The 13,741-nt window shown below is 72.0% G+C and carries 14 protein-coding genes; 5 read left to right on the top strand and 9 right to left on the bottom strand.

What is annotated here, in order from left to right; genetic code table 11:
• Nucleotides 1–3 precede the first annotated feature (3 nt).
• Nucleotides 4–888 (bottom strand): thiamine-phosphate kinase, encoded by an 885-nt coding sequence (gene thiL, locus DJ69_RS16280; RefSeq protein ID WP_099256576.1) that lies wholly within the window; start codon nucleotides 886–888, stop codon nucleotides 4–6.
• A 274-nt stretch (nucleotides 889–1,162) separates the two neighbouring features.
• Here thiL and DJ69_RS18960 point away from each other — a divergent pair, with 274 nt between their 5' ends.
• The 3 genes from DJ69_RS18960 to aceA are packed head-to-tail and all read left to right on the top strand — an operon-like array spanning nucleotide 1,163 to nucleotide 2,675.
• Nucleotides 1,163–1,501 carry a hypothetical protein gene (locus DJ69_RS18960; RefSeq protein WP_099256575.1) on the top strand — a complete coding sequence of 113 codons (339 nt, stop codon included), beginning with the start codon at nucleotides 1,163–1,165 and terminating at the stop codon, nucleotides 1,499–1,501.
• Nucleotides 1,498–1,626, top strand: a complete 129-nt coding sequence (locus DJ69_RS19065; RefSeq protein WP_275539533.1) for a hypothetical protein — start codon at nucleotides 1,498–1,500, stop codon at nucleotides 1,624–1,626. The genes DJ69_RS18960 and DJ69_RS19065 overlap by 4 nt, the downstream gene beginning before the upstream one ends.
• Nucleotides 1,627–1,631: 5 nt before the next feature.
• Nucleotides 1,632–2,675 carry an isocitrate lyase gene (gene aceA, locus DJ69_RS16270; protein WP_099256574.1) on the top strand — a complete coding sequence of 348 codons (1,044 nt, stop codon included), beginning with the start codon at nucleotides 1,632–1,634 and terminating at the stop codon, nucleotides 2,673–2,675.
• 43 nt (nucleotides 2,676–2,718) lie between these two features.
• On the opposite strand, the gene DJ69_RS16265 is transcribed toward aceA, so the two are convergent.
• From DJ69_RS16265 to arcS, 3 genes are all read right to left on the bottom strand, one after another.
• Entirely contained in the window at nucleotides 2,719–3,960 is a 1,242-nt protein-coding gene (locus DJ69_RS16265; protein WP_099256573.1) for a CaiB/BaiF CoA transferase family protein, read from the bottom strand.
• A gap of 339 nt (nucleotides 3,961–4,299) precedes the next feature.
• On the bottom strand, nucleotides 4,300–4,464 hold the full coding sequence (locus DJ69_RS18565; RefSeq protein ID WP_180271849.1) for a DUF7838 family putative zinc beta-ribbon protein: 165 nt from the start codon (nucleotides 4,462–4,464) through the stop codon (nucleotides 4,300–4,302).
• Between the two features lie 183 nt (nucleotides 4,465–4,647).
• A complete protein-coding gene (gene arcS, locus DJ69_RS16260) occupies nucleotides 4,648–6,501 on the bottom strand; it encodes an archaeosine synthase subunit alpha (RefSeq protein ID WP_099256572.1) in 1,854 nt (617 codons plus the stop codon).
• Between the two features lie 144 nt (nucleotides 6,502–6,645).
• Between arcS and DJ69_RS16255 the strand changes: the two genes are divergently transcribed.
• Nucleotides 6,646–7,821: a sensor histidine kinase gene (locus DJ69_RS16255; RefSeq protein ID WP_099256571.1), complete on the top strand. Its 1,176-nt coding sequence runs from the start codon at nucleotides 6,646–6,648 to the stop codon at nucleotides 7,819–7,821.
• A gap of 119 nt (nucleotides 7,822–7,940) precedes the next feature.
• Nucleotides 7,941–8,375 (top strand): pyridoxamine 5'-phosphate oxidase family protein, encoded by a 435-nt coding sequence (locus DJ69_RS16250; protein WP_099256570.1) that lies wholly within the window; start codon nucleotides 7,941–7,943, stop codon nucleotides 8,373–8,375.
• Between the two features lie 28 nt (nucleotides 8,376–8,403).
• Here DJ69_RS16250 and tgtA read toward each other — a convergent pair whose 3' ends face one another.
• From tgtA to DJ69_RS16225, 5 genes are all read right to left on the bottom strand, one after another.
• A complete protein-coding gene (gene tgtA, locus DJ69_RS16245; RefSeq protein ID WP_099256569.1) occupies nucleotides 8,404–9,900 on the bottom strand; it encodes a tRNA guanosine(15) transglycosylase TgtA in 1,497 nt (498 codons plus the stop codon).
• A 103-nt stretch (nucleotides 9,901–10,003) separates the two neighbouring features.
• Entirely contained in the window at nucleotides 10,004–10,780 is a 777-nt protein-coding gene (locus DJ69_RS16240) for a Nif3-like dinuclear metal center hexameric protein (protein WP_099256568.1), read from the bottom strand.
• 82 nt (nucleotides 10,781–10,862) lie between these two features.
• The gene (locus DJ69_RS16235) at nucleotides 10,863–11,855 is read right to left on the bottom strand and encodes a carbohydrate kinase family protein (protein ID WP_099256567.1); all 993 of its coding nucleotides are present in this window, start codon (nucleotides 11,853–11,855) and stop codon (nucleotides 10,863–10,865) included.
• 44 nt (nucleotides 11,856–11,899) lie between these two features.
• Nucleotides 11,900–13,153 (bottom strand): DHH family phosphoesterase, encoded by a 1,254-nt coding sequence (locus DJ69_RS16230; protein WP_099256566.1) that lies wholly within the window; start codon nucleotides 13,151–13,153, stop codon nucleotides 11,900–11,902.
• Between the two features lie 89 nt (nucleotides 13,154–13,242).
• On the bottom strand, nucleotides 13,243–13,707 hold the full coding sequence (locus tag DJ69_RS16225) for a universal stress protein (RefSeq protein WP_099256565.1): 465 nt from the start codon (nucleotides 13,705–13,707) through the stop codon (nucleotides 13,243–13,245).
• Nucleotides 13,708–13,741: the final 34 nt, after the last annotated feature.

Raw genomic sequence — 13,741 nt, 5'->3', positions numbered from 1 at the left:
CGACTACCCGTGCGTGTACCCGCGGTCGGGGAGCGGGTCGCCGTCGGCGGTCACGCCGCCGTCGACGACGCGCCCCACGCGGGTCAGCCCGCCCGGACACGCCTCGCGGGCGCGCTCGACCGCCGCCTCGGGGACGGCGCAGACGAGCTCGAAGTCCTCGCCGAAGTGTGCGGCCAGCTCGAAGCGCTCGTCGGCCTCGGCGACCTCGTCGACGGCGGGGTGAACCGGGACCCGATCGCGGTCGAGCTCGAACCCGACCTCGCTCGCCTCCGCGAGCTGGTGGAGCGAGCGCGCGAGCCCGTCGGAGGAGTCCATCATCGCGGTCGCGCTGCCCGCGAGCGCCACTCCGTCGGCGACCCGGGGCGTGAACCGGAACAGGTCGTTGGCGCGCTCGACCGCCTCGTCGCTGTCGCTGTGAAATAACCGGAGCGCCGCCGCGGACCGCCCCCACTCGCCGGTGACACAGAGCGCGTCGCCGGGGCGCGCGCCCGACCGCGTGACGACGCCCGCGTCGGTGGCGTCGCCGACCGCGGTCGAGGCCGCGGTGAACTCGTCGTGGGTGTCGAGGTCGCCCCCGACGTACTCGGCGTCGACCGCCTCGCAGACGTCGACCGCGCCCGCGATGAAGCGGTCGAGTCGATCGTCGTCGAAGGCGGCGTCGGCGTACACCGCGACCGCGGCGGTCGCCGTCGCCCCCATCGCCGCCACGTCCGAGAGGGACGCGCCGACGGCGCGCCAGCCGGCGGTGTACCGCGTCGTTCCGGGCGGGAAGTCCGTCCGCTCGTGGAGCATGTCGGTCGTGATCACGGTGTCGTCCACGACCGCGGCGTCGTCGCCCGCGTGCGGGAGGTCGGCCGCGAGCGCCCGGAGCGCGTCTCGCTCGTTCACGATACCGTTGGATCGTGGGGGAACGGATTAGAAGGGATCGGTCCGGAGGAAGCGATCCGCGCCCCCGATCGGCGCCGATCTTGTTGCCCGTTACCAAGAAACATTTAAACGGATAATACACATTAACGTATATTATCATTATCAATCATTATGTTTATTACCAACCTCCCTCTCCTACCGAGTGCAATGACAGTATCCGTACGCGGACACGCAGCACCCCGACCCGCCGACAGCACGATCACCAGACGACCGCCGCAACCGCCCACACGACCCGATGACGACACCTAACGACACCACGCCCACCGACGAACCGACGAGTCAGACGACCCGATCGACCGACCGAACGTCGACCGACCGATCGACACCGGATCGGACGACGACCGATCCGACGAACGCCGACACTTCTCCCCGGACGATCCCCGGGCGCACGCCGACCACCGAGGAGGCGGGTGCCCCCATCGTCCCGACGACACGCCCGTCGACCGGGGGGCCGACTGCGACCGACACCGCTCGACGCCCGAGCCCCCCGCCGACAGAGGGCGAGCGGGACGCCCCGCTGGTCCCCGACCTGCGACCGGCTCGCCGCACGCGAACCGACGGGGGGTCGCGATGAGCGCCGTCCCCATGGCCGGGACCGGGCGCGGACCGCGACCGGACCCGACCACGTTCACGCGGCGCGCGGCCACCACGTTCGACGAGACGACCACCCAGTACACCGACGACGCGACGACGGAGTGACATCAATGCATCCCAACGAACTCGACGACGACGTCTTCACCAGAGATATCGACAACCCGGCCGGCCGCCAGCTCCGCGAGCTGTTCGAGGAGCAGGACTACACGTTCGCGCCCGGGATTTACCACGCGCTCGACGCCCGACTCGCCGAGATGGCCGGGCTCGACGCCGCCTACATGAGCGGGTACTCGACCGTCCTCGGCCAGTTCGGCTTCCCCGACCTGGAGATGGTCACGATGAGCGAGATGGTCGAGAACGCCAAGCGCATGGTCGAGGCGACGAACCTCCCCGTCATCGCCGACTGCGACACCGGCTACGGCGGCGTCCACAACGTCCGGCGCGCGGTCCGCGAGTACGAGAAGGCCGGCGTCGCGGCGATCCACATCGAGGACCAGACCTCCCCGAAGCGCTGCGGCCACATCGCGGGCAAGCAGATCGTCTCCCGCGAACAGGCGCGCTCCCGGTTCGAGGCCGCGGTCGACGCCAAGCAGAGCGAGGACACCGTCATCATCGCCCGCACCGACGCGTACGGCTCCGCGAACGGCGACTGGGAGGAGCACCTCGAACGCGGCCGGATCTACGCCGACGCCGGCGTCGACCTCGTCTGGCCCGAGATGCCCGACCCGTCGCGCGAGGACGCGATCGAGTACGCCGAGACGATCCACGAGACCCATCCCGATCTGGATCTCGCCTTCAACTACTCCTCCTCGTTCGAGTGGGGCGCGGAGGAGGACCCGCTCACCTTCCAGGAGCTCGGCGACCTGGGCTACCAGTACATCTTCATCACGCTGTACGGGCTCCACTCGGGCGCCCACGCGGCCTACGAGGACTTCGAGAACATCGCGCAGAACGACGAGGAGGCGCAGTTCGACCTCGAGGAGCGCTACATCGGCCACGAGACCGAGAGCCACCACGAGCTCTCCTTCGTCCCGCGCTACCAGGACATCGAGGCCGAGTTCGATCCCGAGGCGCGCGAGCGACAGGAAGAGTCCGCCGGCTTCACCGAAGACGAGAACGACCCGATCACGGCCGAGAGCACCGACGACGACTGACCGCGCCGGCCGACGATCGACCGAGCGCGCGCCGCCGGTCGCGTCACCGGTCCGGAATCGCCTCCTGTTTTTTCAGCTCCGCGATGTCGCCGTCGCCGTATCCGTGCTCCCGGAGCACCGTCTCCGTGTGCTCGCCGAGCGAGGGCGGGTGTTGGCGGACCGTCGTCGGCGTCCGCGAGAAGTGCATCGGCGAGCCCGGCACCTGCATCGGCCCGGCGGTCGGGTGGTCGAACTCGGCGACCATGTCCCGCGCGGCCAGCTGGGGGTCGTCGAAGACGTCGGCCATGTCGCGGACGGGGCTCGCGGGGACGCCGTGCTCGCCGAGCCGGTCGAGGGCCTCCTGGGTCGTGAGCTCCGCGAACGACTCCTCGAGCGCGGGGTCCAGCGCGTCCCGGTTGCGGACGCGCTTCTCGTTGGTCTCGAACCGCTCGTCCGCCAGCAGGTCGGGGCGGTCGAGCGCCTCGCAGAGCCGCGGCCAGAACGCGTCGGACGCGCAGGCGACGACGACGTAGCCGTCGCGGGTCTCGAACGCCTGGTAGGGGGCGATGTTCGGGTGTTTGCTCCCCATCCGCCCCGGCGGCTCGCCGCTCGCGAAGTAGTTCGCCGCCATATAGCTGGTCCACGCGGCCTGCCCGTCGAGTAAGCTCACGTCGATCTTCTGTCCCGTTCCGTCGCCGAGCTCGCGCTCCAACAGGGCCGCGAGGATCGCCTGCGTCGCGTACATCCCGGCGCCGATGTCGGCGAGCGCGACCCCGATCCTGACCGGCGCGCCGCCCTCGACGCCCGTGATCGACATGAACCCCCCACGGGCCTGCATCACGAGGTCGTACGCGGGCTCGTCGCGGTCCGGTCCCCACTCGCCGTATCCGGAGAGCCCGCAGTAGACCAGCTCGGGGTTCTCCTCGGCGAGGTCGGGGTAGTCGAGCCCCCACTCGGCCATCTTCCCGACCCGGAAGTTCTCGACGACCACGTCGGCCTCGCGGGCGAGGTCCCGGAACACCTCCCGCCCGGTCTCGTTCGCGAGGTTCAGCTCGACGGAGCGTCTGTTGCGGTTGACGCTGGCGTAGTAGGCGCTCTGGGCGTCGTCGCCCTCGCCGAAGGCCGGCGGGCGCCACGTCCGCGTCTGGTCGCCCTCGCCCGGTCGCTCGATCTTGATCACGTCGGCGCCGAGGTCGCCGAGCTGCATCGTACAGAACGGCCCCACCAACACCCGCGAGGCGTCGAGCACCGTGACCCCGTCGAGCGGTCCCGTGTCGCCGTCGGGGTCGCGCGCCTCACCGACCACGCGGCATCACCCCCGTCGGACCCCCACAGGTCGGCGCGGCGGTCGCTCGTCGAGTCGGTCCAGTGGTCGCTCGTCGGTGCGCTCCCGCGTCGGGCCGGCGGGCCGATCCCGCGTCGGGCCCTCCTATCGCGTCCATGCCTCCGACTCGAGCGGACGGGTTATGAGCCTCCCGGCAGAGCGCGGGCGCCCGCGAGCCGCACCACCCGAGGCGTCGACCGCTTCGCAGACCAGCCGGGGCGCCGACCGGGTCGCAGGCGCGACGGGGCCTCGGCTCTCGGGGAGGCGACGGATGCGTGTGCAAGAACGTCGAAAAGGCTCTACGAAGCGGTCGACGGCGATTCAGGCCGGCAGCGTGTCGATCCCGTCGACCTCGATGTAGCCGTACCCGCACTCGGGACAGCGCCACTTCGTCTTCTCGCCGAGGTGGATCGTCATCGCCGCGGTCCGGTAGAACGACTGGGTCTCTCCGCACGAGGGACAGTCCACGTCCTTTTCGAGCGCCATACGCCCGCATCCGTCCGGCGCGGTTTTGAAGGTACTGATTCGACGGCCGGCAGAGGGTGATCAGGCCTTTCGATCATCGCTTCGCCGGCCTTGCCGACCGCCTCCATCTCGTCGCCTTCCGCGAGTCCGGGCCGGTCTGCGGTCGACCGGTAATCGACCGCCGGCCGTCGCGCCGCGTCGGCGTTACTGCGTCTCGTCGACGTGCCGGACCTCGCTGGCGACGCCGCGCGTCGACTCGACCATCTCCGGGCCGGACATCTCCGCGCGGCCCACCGCGAACGCGTTCGGTCCCTCGATAACGACCTCGTCGCCGACGCGGATGTCGTCGTCCGCGTCGACGACGCCGGGGGCCAAGACGGAGCCGTGCGGGACGAACGGGTCGATCTCGACCCGCTTGGTGGGGGCGTCGCTCTCGACCCACCGACGCGCGCCGGCGAGGGTGAAGGAGAGCGTGCCGTACTGCGGCACCATCGTCGCGAGCTGTTCGCCCGGCTCGCCCTCCCGACCGGCGTCGGGGTCGTCGCCCCACACCTGGAGCTTGGGGTAGCGACCGGTGGTCCGGATGTCGGCCTCGCCGCCGTATCGATCGCCCTCGGCGCTCGCGCCGCTCGCGCCGCTCGCGCCGCGCCCGCCGAACAGGTCGTCGCCGGCGCCGTCGCCGAGCAGGTAGTCCGCGAGCGCCCGGACCGTGTTGTGCTCGCGCTCGCGCTTGCTGTAGGCGGGCTCGCCCTGCAGGGCCGCGTTCAGCTCGCCGAGCGACTCGTCGCTCGTCGGGTGGCCGACGCAGGTGTACTCGAAGGGCGCGTCGACGTCGGGGTCCCGCTCGACGCGCTCGCAGATCTCGCGGTAGCCGTGGTCGGGGACGTGCGCGATCACCCGCGAGTAGTCGTTGCGCCGCAGGTACCGCCGGAGCACCTCGGCGACGAACTCGATCTCGTCTTCGCTCCAGTCGCCGGTGACGACCGCGTCGTAGTGCTGGGCCGGGTAGGTCGTCTCCAGCTCCTGGGGCACCACGCCGATCGGCGAGGTCATCGAGACGGTGTGGCCGCGCCACTGGATCGCGTCGTGGAACTGCCGGTGGCTCTGGGAGTCGCTGTACGGCTTGGTGGCCGAGCAGGGGACCAACACGAGCGGCTGGTCGGCGAAGCGGTTCCGGTACCGGCTCGTCACGCGGTCGGCGAACCGCCGGATCTCGACGCGGTCGAGCGTCTCCGCGGTCGCCGCCGTCACCTCGGCGTCGCGCATGAGCGGGGTCCGCTCTTCGAGGTACCCCCACTGGTCGTCGAACTCGCGGAACGCGGCCGTGAGCCACTGTTCGTGGCGGGTCTGGCCCTCGATGTAGTCGCGGAGGCGGCCGGCCCGGATGCGCTCGCGCACGCGCCGCAGCTCGGCGCGGAGCGCGTTGACGTTGTGCTCGGCGCAGTCCGCGCGCGTGAACTCCGCGCGGGGTTGCGCGCAGGCCGGACAGGCGCACGGCAGCTCGTCGAGGTCCTCGAGGAAATGCTCCGCGTCGGCGGTGCAGTACATCCCCTGCGTCCCCTTCGTCCGCGCCAACGCCGCGTCGACGAGGTCGACGCCGGCGTACGCCAGGAGCGCGACGTTCCGCGGCGTGGCGACGCCCGAAAGCGTGAGCGCGGTGTCGGCCGGCAGGGACTCCTTCGCCGCGACGAGCGCGTCGCGGAACGCCTCGCCGTGGCCGACGAAGCCGGCGGCGTCGGCGAGGACGTACGCGTCGGCGCCCACCTCGCGGGCGCTCTCGCTGTCGACGACCGCGGCCGAGGGGTAGTCGACGTCCGGGTGATCGACCGCGAACGACTCGCGGACCTCCTCGCGGGTGCCCGCGGGGAACGCGCGGTGCGGCAGGACGGTGAGCGACGACTCGTCGCCGTCGGGGACCTCGCGGCTCTCGGCCCAGAGGCTGCCCGCGTCCCTGAGGAACGGATCCGCGAGCGCCGGCGTCGCCACCGGCTCTGCGAGTCGGAGCTCGCCGAGCCGGGCGGCGCCGTCGCGCTCGTGGACCTCGAAGTACTCGGTCATACTCCCCCTCGCGGGGGGACGGTCAATTCTCTTGTGTTCCGCGACCGCGGGGCGGACAGCGGGGTCTCCGGCCCGCGTTCCGAGTTCCACCGGCTGATACTCGCGTGCGAAGCGTTTTATTTTGGAGCGACGTCCGCAGAGGGAATGGCAGGACGATATGACACGCGAGACGCGGGGGAGGGACGGCTGCAGGAACTGCTGGTGACGCTCGGAGTGGTCGATCCGGACCACGTCTCCGAGGAGCCGGAGGGGGGCGTCGCCCGTGCCGCCGCCGCGCTGTTCGTCTCGCTTTCCGGGTTCGCCCTGCTGATACCGAACGTGACCCCGCTGGTCTCGGGCGCCGAACCACCGATCGGCGTCGTGCTGTCGGTGCTCGGGACCGTGCTCTCGGTGGCGCTGGTGGTCGTCGGCGGGCTCCTGTACCGGAGCACGTTCACGACGCGCAACGCGGTCCGAATCGCCGTCTGGAGCCTCTTCGGGATCATCGTGCTCGGAGCGATCATGCTCGGGGTCATCCGGTACCAGTCGCAGCTCGGGACGCCGATGGTCGCACCGACCTTCACCGTCGCGAAGGTGCTCGCGATCGGCGCGGTCGCGCACGTGATCATCGGCGTCTACGACGCCCGACGGGTCCGCGCCCAGCAGCTCGCCAAGGAACAGCGCCGGGTCTCCGTGCTGAACCGGATCATCCGACACAACCTCCGCAACGAGACGACGGTGCTCGGCGGCCACGCGTCGCTCATCGCCGAGGGCGTCGACGACCCGGAGCTCCGCGACTCGGCCGAGGCGGTGGCGAAGAGCGCCGCGGTGATCGGCGGGCTCGCGGAGGACGCGAAGCGCCTGCAGGCGGCCTTCGAGCGCCGCCCCAGCGAGCGCGAGTCGGTGCCGGTCGAACCGCTGCTGGAGGACGCCGCCGAGGCCGCCCGCGAGGCCGGCGCCGAGACCGTCGCGGTCGACGTCGAGTCCTGCGCCGCGCTGGCCGACGACCGACTCGCGACCGCGGTCGAGGAGCTCGCGACGAACGCGCCCGAACACGGCGCCGACACGGTGGAACTGTCGGCACGCGAAGTCGACGGCGACGTGGCGATCGCCGTCGCCGACGACGGCCCCGGAATCCACGAGGCCGAGAGCCGCGTGATCACCGGCCGGGAGCCGGAGACGCAGTTGGAGCACGCCAGCGGGCTCGGGCTCTGGATCGTCCGGGCGACCGCCGACGCGTTCGACGGGTGGCTGTCGATCGAGACGACGCGGGCGGCCGACGACAGCGCGAGCGACGACGACACCGGCACGACGGTGACGATGGGGATTCCGGCGGCGTAGGGAGGGCGAGGGGTTCGAAGCCGGTAGCCGTCGGCGCCTCCGAGTGAATCGCTGGATGTCCGAGCGAACCGCTATCCCCCCGGCCGAACCGTTAGGTCCCCAGCCTCCCTACGGCGCGTATGGAGATCACCGGGCCGTGGGACCGGAAGCGCGTCGACGAGTTTCTCGACGGCGCGCGGATTCCGGTCCGCATCGGCTGCCGCACCCCGAACGACGCCCCGTGGATCGTCTCGCTGTGGTTCTCGTGGGACGGCGCCGTCAACTGCGCGACGAGCGCGAGCGCCGATCTCACCGACTTCCTCGCGCACGACGACCGCGTCTCGTTCGAGGTGTCGACGAACGATCCGCCGTACAAGGGCGTCAGGGGGCGGGGGCGCGCGACGGTGAGCCCGGACGGGGACAAGGAACTGCTCCGCGCGCTGTTGGAGCGCTACCTCGGCGGCGTCGACAACCCGACCGGCGACCGACTCCTCCGGCCCGAGCGCGAGGAGGTCCGGGTCCGGATCGAGCCGAAACGGCTCCACTCGTGGGACTACTCGAAGCGGATGGGGTGAGCGGCCGCCGAGCGCCGCGCCCGCGTTCTCAGCGGCCGAGATGCCGGAGGTTCTCCGTCTCGACGCGGTCGGGAACCGCGTCGAGCGCGCGCGCCGCCCAGTCGTCGTGCCCGAGCGTGAGGTCGCTGTCGGGGTTGGCGTCGGCGAGGCTCGCGACGCCCTCGGCGGCGGCGACCTGCGCCGCCCCGTCGAGCCGCTCGGGGACCTCCGCGGTGAGCGGGTACGTCTCCGAGAGCGCCCGCGGGAAGGGACCGAACGGCGGTTTCACGCGCCACACCGCGTCGTACTCGTGGTCGGAGGGCGCGTCGGACTCGGTGAGGAGGAGCCGGTCGGGGACCGCGAGCCGCGAGAGCCGGTCGTGGTGTCGCCGGACCTCGGGGCGGCGAGCCGACTCGTGGGAGGTGTAGAAGAACGCGTCCTTCGACACCGGGTCGGTCCGTTCGATCTCGTCGGCGTGGTCGAGGAGGGTCCGGAGCCCGTCGAGCATCGCGGGGTGGCCGCGGGCGCGGCGGTCGACGAGCTGGAGCAGGTCGCCCGAGCGGATCGCGGCCTTCACGCGCCGCAGCTCCTCGAAGGTGACGTGGAGGTTGTGCTCGGCGAGGAGCTCCTCCGCGGACCGGTCGGCGGTTCCGCCGCCGTCCATCTGCCGGAGCTCCGCCGGCGTGTGCTCGGCGCAGACGGGACACGAGCAGGGGAAGTACTCCATCTCCTCGAGGTGTTCGGTCCCCGAGACCGTGAGGTAGCGCCCGTCGCGCGCCATCAGCGCGTAGGCCGCCGAGTCGAACAGGTCGCAGCCCGCGGCGACCGCCAGCGCGAGCATCATCGGGTGGCCGGCGCCGAAGAGGTGGACCGGCGCGTCCGGGTCGAGGCCCCGCTTCGCGGCGCGCACCGCCTCGACGACCTCGGCGTAGCGGTAGGAGTTCAGGAGGGGGACCATCGCGCCGACGGGGAACACGTCCAGATCGGTCGCGCTCGCGTGGCGCCCCGCCTCCTCGCGGAGGTCCGGGAACGTCGACCCCTGGACGGGGGCGTTGAGGAGCATGTCACCGGTGTCGGCCGCCTCCGCGTCTGCGAGGGCCGTCCTGGTGGTCTCGAGCTCGCGCTCGGCGCGGTCGCGGTCGACGTCCGGCGGCGTGGGCACGTCGACCGGGGTGGCCACGTCGCTCCCGATCTGCCGTTGGAACTCGATTATCTCCTCGGTGGTCACGTCGATGTCGCCGTACTCGGCGAGCTGGAAGGAGCCGGAGTCCGTCATGATCGCGCCGTCGAACCCGAGGAACTCGTGGAGCCCCTGATCGAGGACGCGGCCGCGGATCCGGTCGGTGCTCCGGATGATGTAGGAGTTGGTGATCAGCATCTCCGCGCCGAACTCCTCGGCGAGCCGCCGCGGCTCGATCGTGAGGACGTTGGGGTTGACGACGGGCAGGAGCGCCGGCGTCTCGACGGTCACCCCGGCACGGGGGACCTCCAGCCGCCCGATCCGCCCGGCGGCGTCGTGGTCCCGGATCTCGAAGTGATCGCGCATACCCGGAGTGCGGGGACGCGGGCGGTAAGGGTTGCGTTCGGGGGCGACGAGCCGGCGACGACCGCCGCGCTCTCGGCGGCGAGGCGCGCCGTCGTCGCCCGGCTCAGAGCCCCGTCGGGTGGCTCACGTACGTCGTCTCCACGCCCCACTCCTCGGTCAGCGCCTGCAGCGACCGGACGCCGAACGTCTCGGTCGCGTAGTGGCCGGCGAGGAAGACGGTGAGGCCGGCCTCGCGGGCGTCGTGGTAGACCTGCCCTTTCCCCTCGCCCGTGATCAGCGCGTCGGCGCCCGCCTCGACCGCCTCGTCGAGCCAGTCGGTCCCGGAGCCGGTGACGACCGCGACGCGCTCGATCTCGTCGGGGCCGAACTCGATGGCCCGCGTCGGCGATTCCTCGCCGTCCGGCTGTCCCTCGAACCCGTCCAGCGTCTCGCGGATCGCCGCCGCCGACCGCGGCGAGTCCGTCTCGCCGATCGTCCCGATCGTGACCGGTCCGATCTCGCCGAACGGCTCCCGGTCGGCGAGGCCGACCGCCGCCGCGACGCCGGCGGCGTTGCCGAGCTCCGGGTGCCCGTCGAGCGGGAGGTGCGAGACGTACAGGGCGATGTCGTGTTCCGCGAGCGCCGCGACCCGGTCGTACGTTCGGTCCGTGACGCGGTCGATCCCGCCCCACGAGATGCCGTGGTGGACGACGAGCACGTCGGCGCCCGCGTCGGCCGCGGCCTCGATCGTCGCGTCCGCGGCGTCGACCGCGAAGGCGACGCGCTCGACCGATCCCTCGTCCGATCCAACCTGCAATCCGTTCGCGCTGGCGTCGACGTCGGCGTACGCCGCCGTCTCCAGCCGGTCGTCGAGCCGCCGCACGTAGTCGGAGCGATCCATACCGACGCGTGCGCCGGGCCGGAAATAAAGCGCGCGGCTCTCCCCGGCCGTCGCGGCCATGCCGCGACGACGGCTCACGCGGTTACTCCCGCTCGGCGAGGAAGGCGTCGGCGGCCTCGCGGTCGGGGAGCGCCGCCATCCCCCCGTGGTCCCGCACCGAGAGCGCGGCCGTCGCGTTGGCGAACGCGAGCGCGTCGGCGAGGTCGGCCTCGGCCGCCGTCGAGGCGGTCGTGCCGTCCGTCAGCGCGGCGAACCGGCTTATCAGCCCGGAGGTGAACGCGTCGCCGGCGCCGGTGGCGTCGACCGCCTCGACGGAGAACCCCCCGTGACGCGCGGTCGTCTCGCCCCACGGCGCCGCGGTCGAACTCGCCGCGACCGCGCCGTCGGAGCCGAGCGTGACGGCCGCCGTGTGCGGTCCGTGCCCCAGCAGGTCGCCGGCCAACTCCTCGCCCTCGTGCGAGGAGATGCCGGTCGCCGCCACGTCTTCGTCGCTGGCGAACGCCACGTCGGTGTCCCCGAGGATGTCGCGGATCGCTTCGACCACCGCGTCCCGGTCTCCTTCCGGAACCAGATCCGGGCGGTAGTTCACGTCGAACGAGACGGTGCAGCCGCGCTCGTCGGCCGCCGCCGCCAGCCGGCGCATCGCCGTCCGCCCCGCCGGATGCGTCAGGGCGACGCCGCCGAGGTGGACCCACGAGACGGCGGTCAGCGCGTCGGTCGGGAGTCCCTCGGGCTCGAACCCGAACGTCACGTCCCGCGAGCCGTAGAAGCGGAAGCGGCGGCCGTCGGCGCTCGCTGGAGAGACCACCGCGAGGGTGGTGTTGCCGCCGACGCGCCGGGAGAGCGCGTCCGAGACGCCCTCCCCGTCGAGCGTCTCCCGCAGGAAGTCGCCGAAGGGGTCGTCGCCGAGCCGGGTCCAGAACGCCGGGCGCTCGCCGAGCCGGGAGAGCCCGACCGCGACGTTGGCCGGGGCGCCGCCCGGTCGGTGCGTGAAGCCGTCCACGTCGCGCAGCGTCTCGCCCGCCCCGGGGAGCAGGTCGACGAGCGTCTCGCCCGCCACGAGAATGTCTGTCATGCGTGAACCGAGGGGCGCCGACCGGTATGAAAGTTCGCGGTTCGCTACTCGTCGGCGTCGCTCGCCTCGTCGCCCTCATCAGCCGCGACCTCCGCCGCGACCGTCTCGAACGCGGTGAGGATGACCCGCTTGCACGCCTGCCCCTCGGTCGTCCAGTGGTGCGCGTAGTCGAGCATGTCGTCGTAGATGTCGGGCTTGCAGCCGGCCGCCTGCGGGTGGCCGCCCCCGTTCACCTTCCCGGCGACCTCGTGGGCGTGCTGGAACTCCTCGGAGCCGCGGATCGAGGCGGAACCGGCGGGCTTGACGATCACCGCGGCGTCGGCCCCCTGTTCCCGGAGCGTCTCCGCGACCTCGTTCTGCGAACACCGCCCGTACGTCACCGCGACGGTCCAGTCGCCGATCTCGTGGGTGACCGCGCGGTCGACGGCGGCGCCGATCCGGGCCTCCTTCTCGACGCGCCGATCGGCGACGAACTCCCGGACTGTCTCGGGGAGGTCGGCGCCGTACGCGCCGACGATCGCCGCGTACTCCTCGCTGCCGGCCCAGTAGGAGTAGTCGGCCAGATCGTCGGATCGGGGGTCCTCCTTGATCCAGAGGTCGTGGTCGCGGGCCACGGTCGCCAGCTCGCTCCACCGCTCGTCGAAGTCGTGGTCGAGCGAGCGGAGCGCCACGTCGGCGGTGCACTCCTCGTCGGACTCGCCGACCACGAGGTCGACGCCGAGGTCGCGGACGGCCGCGGCGGTCGACTCGTCCCACTGGTGGTGGTCGAACCACCGGATCGAGGCGGTCGACTCCGCGAGCGCCTCCAGCGGCTCGGCGATCCACTCGTAGTCGTCGGGGCACAGATCGCAGACGAACAGGTCCACGTCGTCGTCGGCGTACGCGAGCACGCGCTCGAGCGACGTGTCGATAGAGTACGGCCCGGCGGCGACCAGCCCGACCGGCGACTGAGCGTGGGCGTCCTCGGTGGGGTCGGCCTCGGAGTCGGACGCTCCGCGCTCGTCGTCCTCGTCCGCCTCGTCGTTACCCCCCTCGTCGTCGAGCCGCGCCGCGATGGCCGCCTCGAACGCCGCGGCGTCGAGCGCGGCGTCGTACGCCTCCCGGATCATCGCCGCGCAGGCGAGCCCGTCGGCGTCGGCGTCGGCGATCACGACCGCCTCGCTCCCCTCGATCGCCTCCCGCGCGCGCCGCTCGGCGCGCTCCTCGTCCAGCGAGTCCGGATAGAAGAATCCCTTGCCCGGCAGCCGCGTGTACCGCGATCGGGGGATGTCCCCCTCGTCGATGAGTTCGTCGTCCATACCGTCGCGCCGGGCGGGAGCGGGAAAACTCCGCCGTTCTCGCACGGTCGGGAGCCGACCGCTCGGACGCGAACCGCGGGGTTCGGCCCTCAGATCGTCGTCCGGCGGGGGTCCTCGTCGGTGAGCTGCCGGACGGTGAGCACGGGGATGGGGCACGTCCGGACGACCCGCTCGGCGACCGAGCCGATGAGGAACCGGTTCTCCCCGTGCCGACCGCGGGTTCCCATCGCGACGACGCCCGCGTCGACCTCCCGCGCGTACCCGGCGATCTCGGGAGCGGGGCGGCCCTCTCGCACCTCGGACGTGATGTCGAGGTCGGCGTCGCGCGCGATCGCGGCGTCGGTCACCTGCTCGAGCGCGTCTTCTCCGTGGTCGTCGAGCGCGTCGCGGAGGTCGTCGCGGACCTCGTCCGGCGTGGACTCGACCTCGCCGCTGTCGACGACGTAGAGGGCGTGGACCTCTGCGTCGAACCGCACAGCGACATCGACCGCGACATCGACGGCCCGGCGGACGCTGTCGGAACCGTCGGTCGCGACCACGATCGTGTCGAACATACCACCCCGTTCGCCGAGGGAGTAGTTAAAAACA

The sequence above is a fragment of the Halorubrum persicum genome (assembly GCF_002727125.1).
GTDB lineage: Archaea > Halobacteriota > Halobacteria > Halobacteriales > Haloferacaceae > Halorubrum > Halorubrum persicum.
Note: the sequence above shows the minus strand (reverse complement) of the source record. Positions and strands in the feature narration are given on the sequence as shown.

Coding starts and splice junctions, on each gene's coding strand:
- DJ69_RS16225 (WP_099256565.1), bottom strand. CDS start 13,707: ATGTTCGACACGATCGTGGTCGCGACCGACGGTTCCGACAGCGTCCGC.
- DJ69_RS16255 (WP_099256571.1), top strand. CDS start 6,646: ATGGCAGGACGATATGACACGCGAGACGCGGGGGAGGGACGGCTGCAG.
- arcS (WP_099256572.1), bottom strand. CDS start 6,501: ATGACCGAGTACTTCGAGGTCCACGAGCGCGACGGCGCCGCCCGGCTC.
- DJ69_RS18960 (WP_099256575.1), top strand. CDS start 1,163: ATGACGACACCTAACGACACCACGCCCACCGACGAACCGACGAGTCAG.
- DJ69_RS16235 (WP_099256567.1), bottom strand. CDS start 11,855: ATGACAGACATTCTCGTGGCGGGCGAGACGCTCGTCGACCTGCTCCCC.
- tgtA (WP_099256569.1), bottom strand. CDS start 9,900: ATGCGCGATCACTTCGAGATCCGGGACCACGACGCCGCCGGGCGGATC.
- DJ69_RS16230 (WP_099256566.1), bottom strand. CDS start 13,153: ATGGACGACGAACTCATCGACGAGGGGGACATCCCCCGATCGCGGTAC.
- DJ69_RS18565 (WP_180271849.1), bottom strand. CDS start 4,464: ATGGCGCTCGAAAAGGACGTGGACTGTCCCTCGTGCGGAGAGACCCAG.
- DJ69_RS16250 (WP_099256570.1), top strand. CDS start 7,941: ATGGAGATCACCGGGCCGTGGGACCGGAAGCGCGTCGACGAGTTTCTC.
- DJ69_RS16240 (WP_099256568.1), bottom strand. CDS start 10,780: ATGGATCGCTCCGACTACGTGCGGCGGCTCGACGACCGGCTGGAGACG.
- DJ69_RS19065 (WP_275539533.1), top strand. CDS start 1,498: ATGAGCGCCGTCCCCATGGCCGGGACCGGGCGCGGACCGCGACCGGAC.
- aceA (WP_099256574.1), top strand. CDS start 1,632: ATGCATCCCAACGAACTCGACGACGACGTCTTCACCAGAGATATCGAC.